The sequence below is a fragment of the Oceanobacillus sp. NCCP-135 genome, from assembly GCF_059698015.1.
In genome coordinates this window covers 31,718-52,663 of sequence record NZ_BAAKSZ010000019.1, presented here as the reverse complement: position 1 = coordinate 52,663, position 20,946 = coordinate 31,718, and the positions used below count along the sequence as shown (strand labels likewise).

The window sequence follows — 20,946 nt, the reverse complement described above, 5'->3', positions numbered from 1 at the left end:
AAGGGAAGCGATCTTATGCAATATAAAACACTAAATAATGAACTTAGAATCCCACAGTTGGGCTATGGTGTATGGAAAGTACCTAATGATGCGGCAACTACTGCGGTGGAACAGGCGCTGGAAGCCGGCTATCGATTGATTGATACTGCAAAAATTTACGGGAATGAACATGGAGTTGGAAAAGCAATTGCAAGTAGTAACCTGCCTCGTGCGGAGCTTTTCATTACAACAAAATTATGGAATAGTGATCAAGGTTATGAAAATACTCTGGAAGCATTTGACGCAAGCCTTGAAAAACTGGGTCTCGATTATGTAGACCTATATTTGATTCACTGGCCAACACCAAAGTTTGACACGTACGTAGAAACATATAAGGCAATGGAAAAATTATATAAGGATGGGCGCACAAAAGCAATCGGCGTCTGTAATTTTGATATCGAACACTTAGAGCGAATCATGGATGAGTGTGAAGTGAAACCAGCTATCAACCAGGTCGAGTGCCATCCATACCTGCAACAAAAAGAACTCAAGGCATTTTGTAGGGAACATGACATTGAAGTAGAAGCTTACAGTCCATTAATGAACGGTACCAAGGTGATGGAAAATAGCCTGATAAAGGAAATAGCAGAACAATCCGGAAAAACACCAGCTCAAGTCATTCTTCGCTGGCATCTTCAATCAGATGTTGTTGTAATTCCGAAAACAGTAACACCATCACGCATGGAAGAAAATTTAAATGTATTTGATTTTGAACTTAGTGAAGCAGACATGGAAAAAATAGCTTCCCTGGATCGTAACGAAAGACATAATGCTATTCCCAGTGAAAATCATGACCGCTGACCGTAAAAGTTGTTAGATTGTCTTTGAGTCTCAAACGAGTATTGAGGCTTTTGCTTTGACTTAGTGAATAGCTATAGCTTTGGAATAAAGGTTTGATAAGAATCCTGTTAAACGCAGGATTTTTTATTAGAAAACCAAATTTAAGAAAGTCCTCAAAAGGATTTTCTTAAATTAATGGTTTCGTGTAACTGAATTTATAGAAATGATTGAAATTGAAAATTATTTATAAAGAATCAAGCGAAAAACATTTTACAACACTATTAAGTACTCGGGCGTATCCCATCACTTACATGTAACCAAAAAGGAACTATTTTCTAATGTATTCGCACATTAAATGTACGAATACATTAGTGTAACACTATTTTAAAGGAAAACTCCTGCACTCCTGCTCAGTCTTTGTTTGTAAATGTATAATTGCATATTTAAAAGTAATAATAAACTGTATATTTAAATTAATATCACAATTTAACTGTAATGAGGGCAATATTTTAGATGATTTTTTCAGTTATGTGTATTGTAATGTAATACGAAGAAGGTAATTTAATGTCTATAATTTCATTACATTTGAATGATCAGGAAGAAAAATTAGTTAAAGAATATGCAAAAGTAAATAATGTTAGCATATCGGAATTATTCCGTTCCTCCGTTTTACAAGTAGAAGATGCCTGTTATTTATGATAGAACAAGTTCGTGAATAGGTAATTGGGTTAGAACCAAAATAATACGCTCTATTTTATGTGCTATTTTGTATCGCTCTATTTTTTCTGTTTTAAATTCATATACTCATTCAATAACCCATCTAGTTTTTGACTCACTTGGACAGTTAATGGATGATTAATGCCGTTTTCTTTTCCAGATTGAATCATTTTTGCCTTCAAAGATTCAATTTTATAGAGTAGTTCCTTTTTCGATTTCATAGTTAATAACCTCTTCTTTATTTTGTCACACAATTACAGAGGTTACTCCAATCTATCAAAATTTTCAATGGTAAGTTAAAAAGAAAATTAATTTTCGGTAAATCATAAGATATCTTTTCTTTGCTACAAAAGCATGTGAGCACCTGGCTGGTGATAATCAAAAAACATAAAAAAATCGGCAGAGTATAAGGGTTTTTTAAGAAAGCAAAACAGGCTTTCAGGATTCCTTTAGCGAATATTAAGTTTTCTAATATTCCTCTTCATATTCCTCAAAATCCAATACTTCAATCACATCAGACCAATGCAGTACGGTGCCAACAAAGTCTCTAATATCCAATCCCTTCATCTCATATGTTTCATCATTATTAACGGTTCCGGTTGCATCTTCAATAAATGTTACTTTAAAGCTACGGTCATATGCCGCAATTGCAGTGAACTGGCAGCAGAATTCCGTATTAAATCCTATTATAAATAGATGATCCACTTCCAATTCTTCAAGTCTCGCTGCAAGGTCTGTCTTGAAAAAAGCACTTGGTGTCTGCTTTTCAATTACATGATCAGCATATTGACGAAGTGAATTATGCAGTTCTGAGCCATCACCATTTTTATATAGTGGGCTTTCTTTCTGATCCTCCAAATGCCGAATGAAAATCACTGGCTCATCATTTTCCTTAAAATCCTGAATTACATTCTCCATTAATGATATTTCTTCATTAAAATCACCCAATTCAACTATTCCATTTTGCACATCAATAACAAGTAATGCTTTCATTTTCTCACCTCTATTTTTAACGTTCGACATAAATCATCTGTTTCCTGCTAAGTGTTAATAAATATTTAAGGCTCTTTTTATAATGAAGGCACAATCGTAATTTATGTTGCTTTAGATAAACATTACATTGAATATAAATTGCGATATAAGATACCGCTCCGGTAATTCACGTAGAACTTAGAAATCTCAAGGACAAAACTGTTTAAAATCAAGCATAAACCGGCTAATCAAAGATACATACCTACACCCCAATAAGTCCTGAGACCTAGTCCGAAATATTACTCAGGCTCATTACAGAGGCTTGGTTTTCCAGGTAAGATGGAATCAAGATAAAGAAAGGAGGCGGAATAAATGAAAAAATTCATGTTGTTTGTTGGAGGGTTAATTGCCCTATTCATTTTGTTGGCCAACCTCGGACCAATGATCCTGTTAGGCCTCAGCATCTGGTTACTGTATGTGATTTTCAAGAAATTCATAAAAAGTGATTCAACTTCAGGGAAAATCGGCTGGGTCATATTAGGATTGATTGTTCTCAGCATTACCTTTTCTAACATATTTGCCGTGATTGGCGTTGCTGCAGCATATGTATTGTATTTAATTTTTACAAGCTGGAAAAAGGATGATAGTGATCCAGTTGTATATGAAATGGATGATGATGATCCATTTAAAAACTTTGAGCGTCAATGGGCAGAAATAAATAATTAATTAAAAGGAGAGATACAAATGACTAATATATTTACACGTATGAAAGAATCCATTGCAGGTGATCTTCATGACATGATGGATAGAAAAGAACAAAAAAACCCGATTGCAGCATTAAATCACTATTTACGACAAAGTGAGCAGGAAAAAGAAAAAGTAAGAAAGCTGGTTGACCGTCAGTATAAACTAAAAGATGAATTTACGAGAGAATACCATAAAGCACAGGATCTTGCTGACAAACGGTTGAAACAAGCTGAAATTGCAGAAAAAGCTGGAGAAGAGCAAATGCATGAATTTGCTGTGAAGGAACATGAGGAATATCAGCTTCGGGCAGATCGGATGAAGACTTCTCGTGAAGAAGCAGTGGAGCAACTTGAATTGCTGGAGCAAAAATATGAGGATATGAAACATAAATTGAAGGACATGCACCTGCGTCGGATGGAATTAATGGGACGTGAAAACATTGCCCATGCCAATCATCAAATTAATAAAGTAGTAGAGGAAGCATCTGACAAGCCATTCTCTAAATTTGCCGAAATGGAGCAATATATCGAAGGATTGGAGTATAAAGTGAACAGCTCTTTTTACCGCAGCACCTTTGATAGCAAAATTGCCAAACTGGAAAAAGAAATGAATGAAAAGACAAACCAGGCTTAACTCGTCAAAAACCTATAGAAAAAAATTAAATAATGTTATATTTATTTACAGGCGCATTTAATTGCGTCTGTTTTACATAAAAAGTGGAGGCTACTTCTCCCGGGAGCCGACAATAGCGAATATAGCATTTTCTTGACTTCAGGAGCTTATGTTAACCAAAGAAGAAAGGTGGATCACCCATATGTTCAAGCGATTAGATACAGATACATTAAATTGGATATTGATCATTGGCGTGATCCTCTTTGTTATTGAGCTTGCATTTTTCCATGGTGGTATGATTGCATCGGCCTTATTTTCAGGTGCGCTTATTTATGTTGGCTGGAAAAAATTTAATCGCCTGTGGGGTAAAATTGTATTCTGGCTTGGTATAGTTGGTGCGGTATTTGCTGTCTTAAATATGCTTGCAGTACGTTTTCTAATTATTGCAGCGATTGTTCTATTTATCATTAATTACTCAAAATCAAAAAAAGAAGCAGAATTTATAAAACCAAATCTCTCAACCGGCCAGGAGATTATTATTGATCCAGTTGTAAAGGTGAAACCATTATTTGATCATAAATTCTTTGCTGATCAAACAACGGAAGATACAGCCTATCAATGGAGAGATATTAATATACATGGAGCATTTGGCGATCGGGTAATAGATTTGAGTAATACGGTTCTTCCAAATGATACAACTGTGATCTCCATTCGCCATCTTGTTGGGAATATTGATATTTATGTACCATACGAGGTGGAAGTGAGTATTCATCACAGTTCTATTTTTGGCCGTGCCCATATTTTAGGACAGCATAACTGGAAATTGATGAATCAATCACTCTTTTACCAAACTGAAAAATATGATTCGACTTTGCCTCGGGTAAAAATAATTACATCATTGTTATCCGGAGATATCGAGGTGAAGCGAATATGAATACCATTTTGCGTCAGGTTTTTACCGCAGTATTATTCAGCATCATAATTTCAATAACTATGGTAGGTATAACATTAGCCTTATTCATAGGGGATGACTGGTCAAGCGTATTGGCGTATAAAATTGGAGAAATTCCTTTTTTATTAGTGGTTTTAATTGTCCCCCTATCCGCCGGTCTCATCGTTGGCATCGTCACAGGAGTTTATTGGCGGCAGCGATTGCATCGAATTGAAAAACAAATGGGTGAAATCATGAAAGGGCAAAAATTAACAACAGATGATGAAACATATAAAGAACTGGATAATATTCAAAACTATCTGGAGCAAATACAGGAAAAAATTAGATTACAAACAGAAAATGCGCAACGGTTAGCTACAGAAAGAGCAAATGAACGGGAAAAAAGTCTTCAGGAAATTGTCGTTCAGGAAAGAAATAGACTGGCACGGGAATTACATGACTCTGTTAGCCAGCAGTTATTTGCTGCATCCATGATGATGTCAGCCATTAATGAATCAAATCCACCAAAGGATGCAGGTATGAAAAAGCAGCTGTTCATGGTGGAAAAAATGATTCATCAGTCACAGCTTGAAATGCGTGCATTACTGCTCCACCTTCGCCCTGTCGCACTAAAAGGAAAGTCACTGCAAGAGGGTGTCCAGGAATTATTGGTTGAGCTTACCCAAAAAGTGCCAATGGATATTGACTGGAAGGTTGAGCCTTTTACGGTTGATAAAGGAGTAGAAGATCAGCTGTTTCGTATCTTGCAGGAATCTGTCTCAAATACACTGAGACATGCTGAAGCAACCTCCTTTCATGTGATGTTAATCGAACGGGATGATACAGTGATTTTGAGAACGGTCGATAATGGAATTGGGTTTAATATTGAAAAAGTTAAAACCAGTTCCTACGGGATGCAAAATATGCGAGAAAGGGCATATGAAGTAGGTGGAAACTTTAAGGTAATCAGTTTACCAAATGAAGGTACACGTATAGAAGTTAAGATACCTAACCTGAAGAAAGAGGATGAGGCGAGTGATTAAAGTGTTATTTGCAGATGATCATGAAATGGTGCGAATCGGTGTTTCTTCTTATTTGTCAGCCCAACCTGATATTGATGTGATAGGAGAAGCGGATGATGGAGGACCTGCTGTTGACATGGCATTATCATTAAAGCCGGATATCATACTAATGGATCTGGTAATGAAAAAAATGGACGGAATTGAAGCAACCAGGCAAATTATTGAACAATGGCCTGAAGCTAAGATCATCATAGTTACAAGCTTTTTGGATGATGAAAAAGTATATCCAGCCCTGGAAGCTGGTGCAACGAGCTATATGCTGAAAACGTCCAAAGCCAGTGAAATAGCAAAAGCAATTCGTTCCACCCATAAAGGACAATCCATTTTAGAGCCTGAAGTAACAGGGAAAATAATGAATCGAATGCGCAGTCAACCAGAAGTAAACCTGCATGATCAATTAACAGAAAGAGAAATGGAAATTTTATTGCTTGTGGCACAGGGGAAAACAAATCAGGAAATTGCAGATATATTATTCATTGCACTTAAAACGGTGAAGGTCCATGTGAGCAATATTTTAGGAAAATTGGAAGTACAGGATCGAACACAAGCTGTTATTTATGCATTTAAGCATGATCTGATAAAATAAAACTTGCCTATAGATGATGGTCAAATGTCTATGAGACCAGATTTATATTGATTTCCCATAAAACTTTGCAACTAGATTATAAATTGACAATAACTCATATAAAACGATCAATTCGGGTGTGAAATTGGTTGGATGCTTCTCATTATTTTTTGTAATACTCTCATTATCCTCCCAAAAAATCTCCGTTAATTGATTTAATTGGTTTTTATGTTTTTCGGGGTTATAGAATGCAGGCTTTTGCAAACTATCCGCTAAATCCTTGACAGCTAGTAAGATGATATCTTTTTCACTTTTTGTCCATGAAATCGTTTGTAGTGGCGTGTTAATTAAATTGCCAATATGATAATTAATTAAACGTAAATTCATCAATTGATCCTGAGCATAGCTGAATTTTTCCTTTTCACTTCCAACAAGCGGATGATATTTTGCTTCGTCTTTTTGAAAACGAATCAAGGTTTCCGTTTGATAAATTTTTGTATCCAGTTGTTCCATCATTTCTTTTTCTGCGACATCTTGCTCGTGATTATTCTTGAGAATATCACGAAAAACTTTTTCAACAGCTGTGCCTGTTTTTTTCCCTATACCTTGAATGTTCTTTATGATATCGGCAGTATAATCGGGTGGTAAGACAAACATATTGACACCTGTTGAGACAAGAAGTCCAACAGTTGTTGTTCCTAATCGAATAAAAAATGAAATTAAATAATTACTGTGTATCACTTCTACCATTGCAACAGCAGTAAGTGTAGCGACAAGCAGCCCTGCATGTAGTTTTAGTCGAAAGCATGTTGCAATTGTTAACACAGCTGCAAGTGTGTACGTGAGTGGAGAGTTTCCGAAAATAGAAATAAAGAAAACAGCATAAGCTGAGCCGATGGCGGATGCTGGAAAACGGATCAATCCTTTTTTAATCGAATCAGCAACTGTGGGCTCCAATGTGACAATTGCAGTGATGACAGCAAATACCGGTGGCCAATTCAGTAGCTCACAAATCCATGCCGTGAGAAAAATGGCAACCCCTGTTTTTATAACACGTCCCCCAATAAAATCAAACTTCTTCAAGAAAACAGCACCTCCCACTCAATACTTTAAGTCTAATCAGCTATATTTTCCAGAAATAATCATTATTATATAAAAAGGCACGTATTGTAAAAGATCTTTTTTCGTCAGTATTGGGACTGCAGTTCGTTCTGTCCACCAAAATACTGTTGTACCATAATCTTCACAGTGGATTTAACTGCCATAGATCTGCAGGATGCTTTCTACTGCGAACCGTTGCTTTTTAAGCGGCACAGCTTCAGCCTGGGGCTAGCAGGGTCAAAGCTCTTTCGACAATGGCTCTCGATGGGACGAGCAGAGCACATACTCATTTTTTTAGAAAACAGCCTATATAAAGCTTTATGGAAAATAGTATAACAAAATAATTTACTAAATTAGTGGTAATTGCTGCTGGATCGTTATTAGACCATAATTCTGACTATTCAATTTAGGATATTTTTAAATATTTCTTAAAAAAAGGGTTGCAATTTTTTAAAAAGTCGCATAAACTGTTTTATAACAATAATATATATTATTATTCTGTTATATAAAAGGTGGTGAAGATATTGGCTGATACTCTAGTAACTTGTCCTGAATGTGGTAAAGAAGTAGATGCAGGGGATTATTTAATGGAATGTGAGTATTGCTTGTCAAAGAAGGAAGACTAATTTTTTTGTCTGGATTGTTATATAACAAATGATTAAATTATTTTCTGAAATATAACAGAGGGGAGCTGAGGTTATGCTTATGAAGAATACTGAATTACAAATTGAAAATGAAGAGCGGTTTGAAGAAATTTTAACACCTGAAGCATTGGAATTTTTGGAAAAATTACATGTTCACTTTGATGAACGACGTAGAAGTGTATTAGAAATAAGGACACAATTACAGCAAAAATTTAATGATGGAAAACAACTGGAATTTTTGGAAGAAACGAAAGCTATTCGTGATGGAGTTTGGGAGATAGATCCTATTCCGAAAGATTTGCAGGATCGCAGAGTTGAGATTACAGGACCTGTTGACAGAAAAATGATAATAAATGCTTTAAATTCCGGTGCTAAAACGTTTATGGCTGATTTTGAAGATGCAACATCCCCAACCTGGAAAAATATAATCCAAGGACAAATCAATTTAAAAGATGCAATCCGGGGGCAAATTGACTTTGAAGGAGAAAACGGAAAAAAATATTCTCTCCATGAAGAAACGGCTGTATTAATGGTAAGACCAAGGGGATTGCATCTTGAGGAAAAGAATATGACTGTAAATAGACGACCGATGTCAGCGAGTATTGTCGATTTTGGATTATATCTTTACCATAATGCAAAGGAATTAATCCAGAAAGGTACAGGTCCATACTTTTATGTACCAAAGCTTGAAAACCACTTAGAGGCCCGTCTTTGGAATGACCTGTTTGTTTTTGCGCAAAATGATCTTGGCATCCCGCAAGGAACGATTAAAGCAACTGTTTTAATTGAAACAATAACAGCTGCCTTTGAAATGGATGAAATTTTATATGAATTAAAGGAGCACTCTGCCGGGTTGAATTGTGGAAGATGGGACTATATTTTCAGTTTTATCAAAAAGTTCCAAAGTGATCCCAACGTAATTTTACCAGATCGTTCTCTAGTGACAATGGAAGTTCCGTTTATGCGAGCGTACTCACTATTGGCAATTAAAACATGTCACAAAAGAAATGCTCCTGCAATTGGTGGGATGGCTGCGCAAATTCCGGTAAAAAACGATGACAAAGCAAATAAAGAAGCGTTTGCTAAAGTTCGTGCGGATAAAGTAAGAGAAGTAAAAGACGGTCATGATGGTACGTGGGTGGCTCATCCGGGCATGGTGCAGCTTGTAAAAGATATATTTGATAAAGAAATGCCAACACCAAACCAAATTTCGAGAAAACGAAAAGACGTAAAAGTAACAGCAGCTGATTTAGTGCAAGTTCCAAAAGGAGTTATTACAGAGCGGGGGTTGAGGACAAATATCTATGTTGGAATAATATATGTTGCCGCATGGTTAGCGGGGCGTGGAGCAGTTCCAATTAATAATTTAATGGAGGATGCGGCAACAGCAGAAATATCCCGTGCTCAAGTGTGGCAATGGATCCGTCATCCAAAAGGAAAGCTGGAGGACGGAAGAAATATCGATTTAAAACTGGTTGAAGAACTATTGGATGAAGAACTGAAAAAAATAGAAATACAAATTGGGGAAGATGCTTTTGCTTATGGGAATTTTCAAAAAGCAGCCTCATTGTTCGATAACTTGATCAGGCAAGATGTGTTTACAGATTTTTTGACATTGCCGGCTTATCAACAATTATTAAAAGGAGGAAAAGAATAATGATTATGGATCGTGTCGAAAAGTTAAGAAATGAGTGGAAAAATCAGGATCGTTGGAGTGGTGTTAAACGTCCATACACTGCGGAGGAAGTCATTCGACTGCGTGGATCGCTGGATATCGAATACACACTTGCAACAAGGGGGGCAAATAAATTATGGAATCTTATTAATGGGGGGACTTATGTGAATGCATTAGGTGCCCTAACTGGAAATCAGGCTGTGCAACAAGTGAAAGCGGGACTGAAAGCAATATACTTAAGTGGCTGGCAAGTTGCGGCAGATGCTAATATGGCAGGACAAATGTATCCTGATCAAAGCTTATATCCAGCAAATAGTGTTCCAAATGTAGTTAAAAGGATTAACCAGGCATTACAACGAGCAGATCAGGTACATTATTCAGAAGGAAATGAAGAAATTGATTGGTTTGCACCAATTGTTGCCGATGCTGAAGCCGGCTTTGGTGGACAATTAAATGTATTTGAATTAATGAAATCGATGATAGAATCAGGTGCGGCTGCTGTACATTTTGAGGATCAGCTTTCATCTGAGAAGAAATGTGGTCACTTAGGTGGTAAAGTTTTATTGCCAACACAAACAGCAGTAAGAAATCTAATAGCAGCCCGGTTTGCAGCAGATGTTATGGGAACGCCAACTTTAATTATCGCTAGAACAGATGCGAATGCAGCTGATTTGATTACAAGTGATTTTGATCCATACGACGCCCCTTTTATAATTGGAGAAAGAACCGGTGATGGATTTTTCAAAACGAAGTCAGGAATGAAGCAGGCGATTGCACGTGGATTAGCCTATGCACCATATACAGATTTAGTCTGGTGTGAAACTGCCGAGCCGAATGTTGAGGAAGCGAGGCAATTTGCTGAAGCAATTCATGCAAAATATCCAAATAAATTATTAGCTTATAATTGTTCCCCATCTTTTAATTGGAAGCAAAAATTATCAAATGCCGAAATTACTAACTTCCAAAATAAATTAGGTGAAATGGGTTATAAATTTCAATTTGTTACATTGGCGGGTTTCCATGCGTTAAATCATAGTATGTTTGAACTAGCCAGAAATTATAAACAAGAAGGTATGACCGCATATTCGAGATTACAACAGGCTGAATTTGAAAGTGAAAAATATGGTTATAGTGCTACAAGACATCAACGTGAGGTTGGAACGGGCTATTTTGATGAAGTAGCCAAGGTTATCTCAGGTGGAACTTCATCAACTACTGCCCTAAAGGGATCGACAGAGATGGAGCAGTTTATCACGCATTAACGGGCTGTAATACCCCCACCTCCAAGCGTGAGAAATCCCAAACGTGAAGGTGGGGAATAAACAGCCCGTAAATTTCCTAATCACTTCATAAGGTAATATAAGAATACGATTTTCAACAAAAAGTGTTTTATCTTCTAGTGAGATAAAGCACTTTTTTAATGAAAGATGAAGTTTAATGTCAAAATTGAAATATAATTGTAATATTACTATAACACGCATGAAAATTTTCAATGTTATACTACAATTGTCCTAGATTAATAGAGTACATAGTATAAAATATATATCATCGACCTGCTAATTATTGAAACAATTAATGAAGTATACATACATAGAAAAAAATTGCAGTCGTGAAAAATGAAAGCGGGGAATAGAAAGTTGAAAAAAACATTAGTTGCGGTCACCACCGTTACAATTGTTGGTTTAGGTAGTGCTTTTTTTGGAACTACGACCCATGCGGATACGTTAGAAGATTTACATAATAAGCAAACTGAAATTCAAGATGAGCGCTCAAGCATTAAAGCAAATCTATCAGAAGCTGAGAGCGAAATTGCAGATATTTTAATAGACTTGGAAGAATTGAGTAAAGAAATTAATCGTGTAAATGAAGCATTAAAAGAAAATGAAAAAATGATGTCAGATACAGAAAGCGATATTGCTGATACTCAAAATGAAGTTGATTTACTGGAAGAAGATATTGTTAAATTAGAAGAAGCTATTAAAAAACGGTACGAAATTTTAAAAGATCGAATTGTTTCCTATCAAAAAAGTGGAGGAAATATAAGTTATTTAGAAGTGGTCTTTGATGCCAAGAGTTTTGGCGACTTTATCAGTCGTGTAACAGCAGTGAATAAAATTGCTGAATCTGATACAGCACTAATGGAAAAGCAAGAAGAAGATAAAAAAGAAGTAGAAGAAAAACAGAATAAAGTAATTAAGAAACTTGATGAATTGAAAGTCATGAAAATAGAACTTGAAAGCATGCAAGCAACAATTATAAAACAAAAAGAATTAAATGAAGAAAAGAAATCAACCTTAAAAGCAAAAGAAAAAGATTTACTGGCATTAAAAGAAGAATTACAAATTGAAGATAATAAACTGGCATCCCTTGAATCATCGGTAAAACAGAGTATTGCTGATGCGACTAGACCAGCACCGCCTGTTGCTCAAGCATCTTCAACTAATTCAGATGGCAATCTTACAACATTAAGTGAAAAGGATACAAAAGCGGTTGCTTCAAGTGGTTCTGGTGAGCTGTCTTGGCCGGCGGTTGGTGGTTACATTTCTAGTCATGTTGGTCAACGCTGGGGAAGGATGCATAAAGGTATTGATATTGCCCGCCCAAGCGACCGTACGATAAAGGCTGCGGATAGTGGAGTAGTAGTATCTGCAGGTTATGATGGCAGTTTTGGAAATAAAGTCGTAATCGATCATAATAATGGAATGAAAACAATTTATGCTCACTTATCATACATTAGCGTACAATCTGGACAATCAGTTGAAAAAGGGAGTAAATTAGGAGTTATGGGCGCCACAGGTAACTCAACAGGAGTTCATTTACATTTTGAAGTTTATAAAAATGGTGCATTGCAAAATCCGATGGACTACTTATAATAAGAAGGAAACGATTGATTCACTAAAAAAGTCTCCTGAATTTTAAAAAGATATAATTCCCACGTGTTTTAAGGGAATTATATCTTTTTTAATGTGAACTTATTAATGATAGTCGATGTGGTTACACCTATCACCCCAACCATAATACAGGAGTAGATAAACGTAACCTCCGGGATAAAGAACCAGCCTATTAATAAAATAATACAATCAATGATAAAAATATAAATTTCTGCGTTAACTGCAGTTAGTTGGGATAACATTAACGCAATTAAGTCGGTTCCGCCTGTACTGGTTTCAGCCAGCAGCATAATGCCGATTCCTGTTCCAATGAAAATGCCGCCAATGATTGAACTGACTACTATTGGTGCTGGATACCAAAAGGACATTGGATGAAATAAGTCGATTAAAAAAGAAGATACCAAGAGTCCATGGATGCCATTGTAAAAATAGGTTCGATTAAAATAGAAGGCAATCATATATAAAGGAATACTTAACACTATAATTGTAAGTCCCGCTTTAAGCCCAAATGCATATTTAGCTATCAGTCCTATCCCTATGATCCCGCCATCCAATAAATGATTTGGTATAACAAAATAATTGACCCCTGCTGCAATTAACAAACTTCCACCTAATATCGAACATATTTTTTTGATCACCAAATACCCACCTTGTCCAAATATCTTACATATAATAATATGATGATAATTTCAGATTCATGAGCGACAATCATAATTATTCAAAATATTTATAAACTCAAGTTTTTATATATAATATAATTAGGTTAGGGAAGTGAGTGGTTCTAATGGGAAGGTAAAACTATATAGTCGATTCAATTTTGATTCGTGCGTTTATTTTTACCATAGAGGTAGAATCATCAACGAACAGAGCGTATATTTTGATGTTTAGTTTTCAGAAAAACAGGAGGTGAAATCCTTGTGTCGATGCATAAGGATCTTAATTGGACATAAGTACCATAATTAATTTATTCGCAGTAGCTGTACTAATTATGTTAACCGCTTTCTTCGTAATGGCAGAATTTGCGATCGTGAAAGTGCGGAGTACACAGCTTGAACCCCTTATAGAAAATGGAAAAAAGTCAGCCATTCATGCCAAGCAGGTTGTAACACATCTTGATGAATACTTATCAGCATGTCAGTTGGGAATAACAATTACAGCACTTGGGATTGGACATCTGGCAGAGCCAATCTTTGAAAAAATGCTTCATCCGATTATCGGATAATTGGATTTAGCAATGCAATTGTAACAACCCTTTCAATTGTTATATCATTCATGTTTGCAACTTTTCTGCATGTTGTTATCGGAGAACTTGCTCCCAAGATTTTGGCAATTAAAAAGGCAGAACAGGTTACACTTTGGACAGCACGACCTCTCATGTGGTTTTATCGATTGCTTTTCCCGTTTATCTGTTTTTTAAATGGTTCTGCACGACTATTATCACGTTCTGTTGGGTTAAAGCCGGTGAGCGGACATGAGGAATCACACAGTGAAGAAGAGTTGCGTTTGATTTTAGCTGATAGCTCTCTTAATTGCTATGTGTTTTCGAATGTTTCTCCACCACATCAGAACTACTTATATTATATTTTTACAATCTTAACTTTCTTTATTTGATATCCATCCATTTCATCAATAATGTACTGATGGCGAAAGGGGGAGTTTAAATGAAAAATGAAATTATTGATTCAATTATTGAGTCAATGGCTACAGTTAAAGAGCTGTCATCCATTCAAAGAGTACAAACGAAACATCGACTTAAACTGGCTGAATTTTGGAATATAGAGGAAGGTAGCAGGGTGCTTGAAATAGGGTGTGGGCAAGGAGATACAACAGCAGTATTAGCACATATCGTGGGAGAAAAAGGATCGGTTCGAGGAATTGATATTGGGTCTCCGACTTATGGTAGCCCAATATCATTAGGTGATTCAGCTACGTTTTTGATGAAATCTAAATTAGGAAAGAGAATTAACATGGAGTTTGAGATAGATGTACTTTCTCAAGAAGTAGAATATCCAGACAACTTCTTTGACTATATCGTATTTTCACATTGTGCTTTGTACCTAGCATCTCATGAAGAGCTCTATGAAATAATGAAAAAAGTAAGGAAATGGGGGAGACAGCTTCTTTTTGCGGAATGGGATACAGGGCTTAAATCTTTAGAACAGTATCCTCATTTGTTATCTATTCTTATCCAAGCCCAATATGAATCATTTAAACAAAATAGTGACTCAAATATTAGGACGCTGCTTACGCCGAATGATATTAAATCAATCATAACAAAAGCAGATTGGAAAATTTTAAAAGATAAACGTATCTCTTCTGATGAACTCCAGGATGGAAAGTGGGAAGTTGATAAGGTGCTAACTGAAATAGAAACCGAACTTAAAGAATTAAAAAATCTGCCAAAGAAGTTTAAGAAACTAATACAATCTGAAGTAATGATGTTGGAAGACGTTGTAAATTCAACTGAGATAAAACCATTGTCCATATATGTTTTAAAAGCAATAAAAAATTAACTATACATAAACGCTTGGACAAAAACAAGCGTTTTTTTCTGCTGTTCTGCTATTAACCCCTTAATTATTTATAAAGTATAGGATTCACTTAAAAGCTGGATAGCTTTTTTTAAGTAATGATAAATATATAATTGTTAACAGTCGAAATATATGTAATAATAATTATAATTGTCCGAAAATTAATGGTTATTATCATGGGGGTTTTACAGAAATGGAACAGGTGAAACAAGCGAAAGAGACGCTAAACAATGTTATTTTTGGTAAGGAGGAAGTTGTTGATTTATTATTTATAGCACTGCTGGCACAGGGGCATGTTCTATTGGAAAGTGTTCCAGGAACAGGGAAAACTAAATTGGCTAAAAGCTTTGCAAAAGTAATGGAGGGTGACTTTAATCGTGTCCAGTTTACACCGGATGTTCTGCCAAGTGATGTGACAGGGATACGCTTTTTTAATCCGAAAACGCAGGAATTTGAGCTTCGAGTGGGTCCAGTGGTTTCAAACGTTCTGCTTGCTGATGAAATAAATCGGGCGACACCGAAAACACAGTCCAGCTTACTTGAAGTGATGGAAGAATATCAATCTACCATTGATGGGGAAACGATTAAAGTGGAAGCCCCTTTTATCGTGCTTGCAACACAAAATCCGGTGGAAAGCAATTATGGAACTTTTCCATTGCCGGAAGCTCAATTAGACCGTTTCCTCTTTAAAATTGATCTCGGCTATCCTTCCCATGAAGAGGAAAAAAGAATTTTACATACCTACCGGACTAATGACCCGTATGATCAAATAACTTCTTCACTGACACTTGATAAGATCCGCTTGCTGCAGAAGGAGATTAAACAAATAAGTCTGTCTGAGGAAGTTACCGATTATTTGTTAAGTCTCATACACGAGTCAAGGTCACATCCTGATGTAGAACTTGGTATCAGCCCACGGGGAATGCTTGCATTGATGCGTGCATCGCAAGCACGTTCCTTTCTGCAAAACCGTAAATATGTTACTCCAGAGGATATAAAGGATTTAGTTCCATATATCTTTGAGCATCGGCTCATTTTATCAATGGAAGGTTCCATAAAAAAAACTGCCCGACAAGTAGTAAACGAAATTATTCAACATGTTTCTGTACCAGTAGAAGCAGGAGCGGTTAGCGAATGATGTGGCTAAAGGAATTTGGGTCAGAATATTTGAAGAGTTTCGACTACATGCTTAGTGCTGTGTTATTACTCTTTTTGGTTGGGATTATCTTCCAGAATAAATTAGCTTTCATTGTTGCAGGGGTATTTGCAGCCTATCTGTTTATCCATAAAATGTATAATAAAAAAATCGGCACAAAACTGGAATTAAGCAATCCTAGAACAACTGTAAAACTATTTCCTGGTGAAGAAGCTAAAATAAAGTTTGAACTCCAAAATAAATCTACCTTTCCATTAATAAATGGTGAATTCCAATTTCAAACAGGGTCGGCAATAAACCCTTGTGAACATGTTGAAACGCTAGATGATTACGGGAATCAGATTAAAGTTCCATTATCCATATTCAGAAAAAGAAAAATAATGGTAGAATTCCCTGTTTTAGCTGTACAACGAGGAGTGTCAAAGGTTAATAATATTAAGTTGATTCTTCCACATCTATTTAATTTTGATATGCTTACATTAAAGTATAATTCATTCTATCGGACAGAATTTGTTGTTTTTCCCAAGCCATTGCCTGTACAGAATGTAGAGACCGTTTATCATCTGATTCCTGGAGAAAGAAGGACAAATATATCACCATTTGAAGATGTACAAAGCCCGTTAGGTACAAGGGATTACAGTTATAGTGATCCGTTTCATCGAATCAACTGGAATGCTTCGGTTAAAGTGCAAGCGCTGCAGACAAACGTATACGAAAAAATTGTGGATATGGCTTATGTTTTCATTGTAAACCTTGGAAATAAAGGTAATTTAACTATGGCAACGTTTAATAATAATTTGGAAAACATATTATCATATACAGCATATTTATGTGAACATGCTTCACGAAAAGGGCTTCCATATGAAATGTTTATAAATGCACGTAAACCAGGGAAGACTCCATATGTTCATCTACAAGAAGCCGAAGGAAACAATCAATATGCTCTAGCATTGGAGATGCTGGCGAGAATTCATAAACAATCAATGATTATGCCATTTAATCAAATGCTGCATCATTTAGGGAAGCAATTTTTTAAACCAAAAACAATTATTGTAATCGGAGAAATACCTTCAGGAGCTGCGCAAATTATGAATTCATGGAAAATGCCACAACAATCGGTGTTTTATGTCAATCAGGAAGAGGATGGAGCAATAATAAAGCCTTTAGAAAAGGATGCGAACACAAATGCGAAATAACCATCCAACGATTTCATTTGCCTATCATTTTATTAGTGAAGCAATCATCCTATTTTTATTCCTAGTACCAATAATGCATCATCAATTTTTCTCAATTCCTTATTGGAGTTATTTAGCAATTACCATGGTAATTACAATTCTATTTACTATGATTACAAGGTTTACAGTAAATTACATTTGGTATGCGCTAACCGCTCCTTTGATCTATGGCTTGTTTTATTTTTGGGACTATCCAATAGAAGCGGCAGTATTATTTCCGATATTATTTATCTGGAGATATATTGATATTCGAAAAGAAGAAATAATCAGCAGAGAAAATCAGTATATTATAATTACACTTGTGTTATCAGCAATTGTGAGCTTTATGATTAGAGATAGTCGAATCATGTTAGTTCCATTTTTACAAATTGTTATTTTAATTATTGGATACATCAGTAGTCAGCTGGCAGTCGTACCAAAACAAGAACGTAAGGATTTTAATGTTAAATTACCTTTTTATTTTATCAGTTTTTTTACTTTAAGTGCTGGACTGTTCTTTTTGATCTTCGATGGTACTCGTAGTGTATTTTTAACAATATGGCATGGTTTGCTGAAATTAGTGACTATTGCACTTAGTGGACTTTCAGGTCTGCTCGGCATTATAGAACTAAAGCAACAAGAAATGCCTGAACAGGATTCTTCGGGAAAGATCGGTTATCTGGGGGAATATCGGAATGAGTTTCAGGAAGGTTCTGTTATAGAGAATATGACTATCTTTGTGATCATCGGTGTTGCTATTGTACTTTTGGTGGCTACTGTTCTTTTGTTGAAAAGGCGTTTTCGCAGCTCACTAAAAACAAAAGAGCAAAACGTATTCATTTCACACAGTGAATTGGATAATGATTCGAATCAAAATAATCAATCGATAAAAAATAGATTAACAGGTTTATTTAGAAAACCCAAGCATCCTGTCCGAAAAATGGTTTTGCAATTTGAACGCTTCGCAGCAAAGAATAATAAGGGAAGAAAGCCGTTTGAAACGATAGAGGATTGGTTTTTGCGAATTGGCATGAACCCAGATATGACTGTTTATCAAAAGGTGAGATATGGTGAAGTGGATGTGAGCAATCAAGAAAAAGAACTGTTAAAAGATCAATTAGAGCAGATGGAAAAACAAATAAGTGATAGCGAAGCAGAGTCTGAAAGGTAATTTCTGTAAAGTTGACCATTTTAGAAACCAATGTTATTATTTGAGTAATTAAATGAAAAGTTTTCTAGGGTTCCGCAGTATTGAACGAAGTGCTGGTCTGGTCCAAGAGAAAACGCACGGTTCGTGTACACGGAGGGATAAAAGCCCGGGAGGATATCGATATAATGATATCTTCCCGGGCTTTATATATTTTTGGGAAGAATAGTATTGGAGGTATAATTTGAATGAATATAAACTGGATTAAAGTATTTATTGCAGCTTTTTTTGAAGTATTTTGGGTTATTGGTTTAAAACACGCTGAAGGCTTTTGGGAGTGGACCGGGACTGTGATTGCTATTTTCATTAGCTTTTACTTAATGATTATGGCTGGCAAAAAACTTCCTGTTGGAACCGTATATGCTGTTTTTGTAGGATTAGGTACTGCTGGAACTGTTTTTTCAGATATCGTATTGTTTGGTGAACCATTCAAAGTAGCAAAGGTTATTTTGATTTTGGTTTTATTGGCAGGAGTCATTGGTTTGAAATTAGTAACGAAAGACACCGTTAAAGAAGGAGCTGAATCTTAATGGCATGGGTTTCTTTGATTATTGCAGGTTTATTTGAAATGTTTGGTGTTTTTATGATAAATAAGTTGCATAAAGATAAAAATTGGCAATCGCTGGTACTACTAATTCTTGGATTTGGAACAAGTTTTCTATTTCTTGCATATGCAATGAAAACATTGCCTATGGGTACCGCATATGCAATTTGGACAGGAATTGGCGCATCTGGTGGGGCAATATTAGGAATGGCTTTATATGGTGAATCAAAAGATTGGAAAAGAATTGTTTTTATAGCAATGGTATTAGGAGCTGCTATCGGTTTAAAGCTAATTTCATAAAGCAAGGATTTAGTATTGAAGCATAGAAGTGACAGCATTTTAAATTTATGGTTCATTCACATTTTGCGGGGTAAGTTGGATCAGTTGGTTTATTCGGAATCGGTACAATGTGTATTTAAAGAAACAAACCTATTATCTTCCCCGTCATTTGTGAAAGATCCAGATTTATTATCTTACTTTTATTTTGTATGTAAAACAAAAAATAAATATGATCTTCATGTGATAAGTATGTTTATACCAACAGGATATAGGATAAACACTATTAAGAAATCGAATATGTCAGAAGGAGTGCCTATATCTAATGGATTTGAGTAAAGAACTAAAACGATTAGAAGGTGTAAGAAGAGAAGGTGCAAATAAAGTCTTTACGATGTACTTAAATACTGATCCATCAGATCCGGATCAACAGGGAGGTGAATGGAGAATTCACTTCAAAAATGGCCTACGGAATTTTGAGCAGTATTTAGAGGAAGATAATAACAAGGAAGAACTGAAGAACTTTCAATTAATTAAGCAGAAGGTAGATAAATTTGTTAAAGGAAATGAACTAAACTTCTTAAAAGGAATTGTAGTATTAGCTACAGCAGACGAGGAAGTGTGGTTTGCACACCGGGTGCAAATGCATGTGGAAACGGAATTTTATTGGCAAGAAACACCTGAATTGGCACAACTGCAGCAGCTAAAGGATAAATTTCCGAAATCCGGAATTATCCTTGTACAGCAAAGTGAAATTAAAGTGATAGAATCACATTTAAATGAAATAGAAGATACAATTTCGTATGAATTGGATATAAAAACGGATGATTGGCGACAGAAGCTTGGACCTCGCAAAGCGAATACTGCAATGGGACCAGGAACTACCAATCTGCAAAAAGGTAATTTTGAAGCACGCTATGAAGCAAATCAGCAGCGCTGGTATAAAAAAATCGCACCTAAATTGGACAAGCGCGCAAAAGAACAAAACTGGGAAAAAATCTATATTGTTGGTGAATCCGATTCTTCTAATGAATTAAAAGCACAGATGAATAAACCAGTTGATGAAATAATTCAAAAAAATATGCTGGATCATGAGGAATCTAAAGTACTCCAGGAAGTATTTGGATAGAGAAAAGTGGATCTTTCATAAAGTACGGGGAATTTAATGGGTTTGATTCTTCAAATACACATTATATCGGTTTCCAATAAAGCAACTGAACCAAACCTCCCAGCAAAATGTGATTGAACCAAAACAGTAAAAG

Annotated in this window: 23 protein-coding genes and 1 riboswitch; of the genes, 19 read left to right on the top strand and 4 right to left on the bottom strand. The window is 35.7% G+C overall.

The window, feature by feature from the left end; all coding sequences use genetic code 11:
* Positions 1–15 precede the first annotated feature (15 nt).
* Positions 16–840: an aldo/keto reductase gene (locus AC6HVZ_RS13640; RefSeq protein ID WP_497558721.1), complete on the top strand. Its 825-nt coding sequence runs from the start codon at positions 16–18 to the stop codon at positions 838–840.
* A gap of 543 nt (positions 841–1,383) precedes the next feature.
* Positions 1,384–1,518 carry a DUF6290 family protein gene (locus tag AC6HVZ_RS13635; protein WP_497558720.1) on the top strand — a complete coding sequence of 45 codons (135 nt, stop codon included), beginning with the start codon at positions 1,384–1,386 and terminating at the stop codon, positions 1,516–1,518.
* 77 nt (positions 1,519–1,595) lie between these two features.
* Here the strand turns inward: AC6HVZ_RS13635 and AC6HVZ_RS13630 are convergent, their stop codons facing one another.
* Entirely contained in the window at positions 1,596–1,757 is a 162-nt protein-coding gene (locus tag AC6HVZ_RS13630) for a Spo0E family sporulation regulatory protein-aspartic acid phosphatase (protein ID WP_497558719.1), read from the bottom strand.
* Positions 1,758–2,004: 247 nt separating this feature from the next.
* The gene (locus AC6HVZ_RS13625) at positions 2,005–2,529 is read right to left on the bottom strand and encodes an isochorismatase family protein (protein ID WP_497558750.1); all 525 of its coding nucleotides are present in this window, start codon (positions 2,527–2,529) and stop codon (positions 2,005–2,007) included.
* 351 nt (positions 2,530–2,880) lie between these two features.
* Between AC6HVZ_RS13625 and AC6HVZ_RS13620 the strand changes: the two genes are divergently transcribed.
* From AC6HVZ_RS13620 to AC6HVZ_RS13600, 5 genes are all read left to right on the top strand, one after another.
* Entirely contained in the window at positions 2,881–3,234 is a 354-nt protein-coding gene (locus AC6HVZ_RS13620; RefSeq protein WP_497558718.1) for a lmo0954 family membrane protein, read from the top strand.
* A gap of 18 nt (positions 3,235–3,252) precedes the next feature.
* Positions 3,253–3,888 carry a PspA/IM30 family protein gene (locus AC6HVZ_RS13615; protein WP_497558717.1) on the top strand — a complete coding sequence of 212 codons (636 nt, stop codon included), beginning with the start codon at positions 3,253–3,255 and terminating at the stop codon, positions 3,886–3,888.
* A gap of 181 nt (positions 3,889–4,069) precedes the next feature.
* Entirely contained in the window at positions 4,070–4,801 is a 732-nt protein-coding gene (gene liaF, locus AC6HVZ_RS13610; protein ID WP_497558716.1) for a cell wall-active antibiotics response protein LiaF, read from the top strand.
* Positions 4,798–5,841 carry a sensor histidine kinase gene (locus tag AC6HVZ_RS13605; protein ID WP_497558715.1) on the top strand — a complete coding sequence of 348 codons (1,044 nt, stop codon included), beginning with the start codon at positions 4,798–4,800 and terminating at the stop codon, positions 5,839–5,841. Before liaF ends, AC6HVZ_RS13605 begins: the two co-directional genes overlap by 4 nt.
* Positions 5,834–6,466, top strand: a complete 633-nt coding sequence (locus tag AC6HVZ_RS13600; protein WP_497558714.1) for a response regulator transcription factor — start codon at positions 5,834–5,836, stop codon at positions 6,464–6,466. Before AC6HVZ_RS13605 ends, AC6HVZ_RS13600 begins: the two co-directional genes overlap by 8 nt.
* Positions 6,467–6,508: 42 nt before the next feature.
* On the opposite strand, the gene AC6HVZ_RS13595 is transcribed toward AC6HVZ_RS13600, so the two are convergent.
* On the bottom strand, positions 6,509–7,528 hold the full coding sequence (locus tag AC6HVZ_RS13595) for an aromatic acid exporter family protein (RefSeq protein WP_497558713.1): 1,020 nt from the start codon (positions 7,526–7,528) through the stop codon (positions 6,509–6,511).
* Positions 7,529–8,245: 717 nt separating this feature from the next.
* On the opposite strand from AC6HVZ_RS13595, the gene aceB reads away from it, so the two are divergent.
* The 3 genes from aceB to AC6HVZ_RS13580 all read left to right on the top strand — a co-directional run bounded on the left by aceB (position 8,246) and on the right by AC6HVZ_RS13580 (position 12,738).
* Entirely contained in the window at positions 8,246–9,847 is a 1,602-nt protein-coding gene (gene aceB, locus AC6HVZ_RS13590; protein WP_497558712.1) for a malate synthase A, read from the top strand.
* Positions 9,847–11,127: an isocitrate lyase gene (aceA, locus tag AC6HVZ_RS13585; RefSeq protein ID WP_497558711.1), complete on the top strand. Its 1,281-nt coding sequence runs from the start codon at positions 9,847–9,849 to the stop codon at positions 11,125–11,127. Before aceB ends, aceA begins: the two co-directional genes overlap by 1 nt.
* A 375-nt stretch (positions 11,128–11,502) precedes the next feature.
* Positions 11,503–12,738, top strand: a complete 1,236-nt coding sequence (locus AC6HVZ_RS13580) for a murein hydrolase activator EnvC family protein (RefSeq protein WP_497558710.1) — start codon at positions 11,503–11,505, stop codon at positions 12,736–12,738.
* A 77-nt stretch (positions 12,739–12,815) separates the two neighbouring features.
* On the opposite strand, the gene AC6HVZ_RS13575 is transcribed toward AC6HVZ_RS13580, so the two are convergent.
* Positions 12,816–13,394 (bottom strand): YitT family protein, encoded by a 579-nt coding sequence (locus AC6HVZ_RS13575; protein WP_497558709.1) that lies wholly within the window; start codon positions 13,392–13,394, stop codon positions 12,816–12,818.
* A gap of 371 nt (positions 13,395–13,765) precedes the next feature.
* Here AC6HVZ_RS13575 and AC6HVZ_RS13570 point away from each other — a divergent pair, with 371 nt between their 5' ends.
* The 9 genes from AC6HVZ_RS13570 (at position 13,766) to AC6HVZ_RS13530 (ending at position 20,813) form a co-directional block, all read left to right on the top strand.
* The gene (locus AC6HVZ_RS13570; protein ID WP_497558707.1) at positions 13,766–13,978 is read left to right on the top strand and encodes a CNNM domain-containing protein; all 213 of its coding nucleotides are present in this window, start codon (positions 13,766–13,768) and stop codon (positions 13,976–13,978) included.
* 50 nt (positions 13,979–14,028) lie between these two features.
* A complete protein-coding gene (locus tag AC6HVZ_RS13565) occupies positions 14,029–14,367 on the top strand; it encodes a CNNM domain-containing protein (protein WP_497558706.1) in 339 nt (112 codons plus the stop codon).
* Positions 14,368–14,417: 50 nt separating this feature from the next.
* Complete coding sequence (locus AC6HVZ_RS13560) at positions 14,418–15,269, top strand: methyltransferase domain-containing protein (RefSeq protein ID WP_497558705.1); 852 nt, start codon at positions 14,418–14,420, stop codon at positions 15,267–15,269.
* Positions 15,270–15,480: 211 nt separating this feature from the next.
* Positions 15,481–16,425 (top strand): AAA family ATPase, encoded by a 945-nt coding sequence (locus AC6HVZ_RS13555; protein WP_497558704.1) that lies wholly within the window; start codon positions 15,481–15,483, stop codon positions 16,423–16,425.
* On the top strand, positions 16,422–17,639 hold the full coding sequence (locus AC6HVZ_RS13550) for a DUF58 domain-containing protein (protein WP_497558703.1): 1,218 nt from the start codon (positions 16,422–16,424) through the stop codon (positions 17,637–17,639). Before AC6HVZ_RS13555 ends, AC6HVZ_RS13550 begins: the two co-directional genes overlap by 4 nt.
* Complete coding sequence (locus AC6HVZ_RS13545; protein ID WP_497558702.1) at positions 17,629–18,828, top strand: hypothetical protein; 1,200 nt, start codon at positions 17,629–17,631, stop codon at positions 18,826–18,828. The genes AC6HVZ_RS13550 and AC6HVZ_RS13545 overlap by 11 nt, the downstream gene beginning before the upstream one ends.
* Before the next feature lie 53 nt (positions 18,829–18,881).
* A riboswitch (guanidine-I (ykkC/yxkD leader) is annotated at positions 18,882–18,982 on the top strand.
* A gap of 70 nt (positions 18,983–19,052) precedes the next feature.
* Positions 19,053–19,394 carry a DMT family transporter gene (locus AC6HVZ_RS13540; RefSeq protein WP_497558701.1) on the top strand — a complete coding sequence of 114 codons (342 nt, stop codon included), beginning with the start codon at positions 19,053–19,055 and terminating at the stop codon, positions 19,392–19,394.
* The gene (locus tag AC6HVZ_RS13535) at positions 19,394–19,708 is read left to right on the top strand and encodes a DMT family transporter (RefSeq protein WP_497558700.1); all 315 of its coding nucleotides are present in this window, start codon (positions 19,394–19,396) and stop codon (positions 19,706–19,708) included. Before AC6HVZ_RS13540 ends, AC6HVZ_RS13535 begins: the two co-directional genes overlap by 1 nt.
* 301 nt (positions 19,709–20,009) lie before the next feature.
* Entirely contained in the window at positions 20,010–20,813 is an 804-nt protein-coding gene (locus AC6HVZ_RS13530) for a VLRF1 family aeRF1-type release factor (RefSeq protein WP_497558699.1), read from the top strand.
* The last annotated feature ends 133 nt before the right edge of the window (positions 20,814–20,946 follow it).

Coding starts and splice junctions, on each gene's coding strand:
- AC6HVZ_RS13640 (WP_497558721.1), top strand. CDS start 16: ATGCAATATAAAACACTAAATAATGAACTTAGAATCCCACAGTTGGGC.
- AC6HVZ_RS13635 (WP_497558720.1), top strand. CDS start 1,384: ATGTCTATAATTTCATTACATTTGAATGATCAGGAAGAAAAATTAGTT.
- AC6HVZ_RS13630 (WP_497558719.1), bottom strand. CDS start 1,757: ATGAAATCGAAAAAGGAACTACTCTATAAAATTGAATCTTTGAAGGCA.
- AC6HVZ_RS13625 (WP_497558750.1), bottom strand. CDS start 2,529: ATGAAAGCATTACTTGTTATTGATGTGCAAAATGGAATAGTTGAATTG.
- AC6HVZ_RS13620 (WP_497558718.1), top strand. CDS start 2,881: ATGAAAAAATTCATGTTGTTTGTTGGAGGGTTAATTGCCCTATTCATT.
- AC6HVZ_RS13615 (WP_497558717.1), top strand. CDS start 3,253: ATGACTAATATATTTACACGTATGAAAGAATCCATTGCAGGTGATCTT.
- liaF (WP_497558716.1), top strand. CDS start 4,070: ATGTTCAAGCGATTAGATACAGATACATTAAATTGGATATTGATCATT.
- AC6HVZ_RS13605 (WP_497558715.1), top strand. CDS start 4,798: ATGAATACCATTTTGCGTCAGGTTTTTACCGCAGTATTATTCAGCATC.
- aceB (WP_497558712.1), top strand. CDS start 8,246: ATGCTTATGAAGAATACTGAATTACAAATTGAAAATGAAGAGCGGTTT.
- aceA (WP_497558711.1), top strand. CDS start 9,847: ATGATTATGGATCGTGTCGAAAAGTTAAGAAATGAGTGGAAAAATCAG.
- AC6HVZ_RS13570 (WP_497558707.1), top strand. CDS start 13,766: ATGGCAGAATTTGCGATCGTGAAAGTGCGGAGTACACAGCTTGAACCC.
- AC6HVZ_RS13565 (WP_497558706.1), top strand. CDS start 14,029: ATGTTTGCAACTTTTCTGCATGTTGTTATCGGAGAACTTGCTCCCAAG.
- AC6HVZ_RS13560 (WP_497558705.1), top strand. CDS start 14,418: ATGAAAAATGAAATTATTGATTCAATTATTGAGTCAATGGCTACAGTT.
- AC6HVZ_RS13555 (WP_497558704.1), top strand. CDS start 15,481: ATGGAACAGGTGAAACAAGCGAAAGAGACGCTAAACAATGTTATTTTT.
- AC6HVZ_RS13550 (WP_497558703.1), top strand. CDS start 16,422: ATGATGTGGCTAAAGGAATTTGGGTCAGAATATTTGAAGAGTTTCGAC.
- AC6HVZ_RS13545 (WP_497558702.1), top strand. CDS start 17,629: ATGCGAAATAACCATCCAACGATTTCATTTGCCTATCATTTTATTAGT.
- AC6HVZ_RS13540 (WP_497558701.1), top strand. CDS start 19,053: ATGAATATAAACTGGATTAAAGTATTTATTGCAGCTTTTTTTGAAGTA.
- AC6HVZ_RS13535 (WP_497558700.1), top strand. CDS start 19,394: ATGGCATGGGTTTCTTTGATTATTGCAGGTTTATTTGAAATGTTTGGT.
- AC6HVZ_RS13530 (WP_497558699.1), top strand. CDS start 20,010: ATGGATTTGAGTAAAGAACTAAAACGATTAGAAGGTGTAAGAAGAGAA.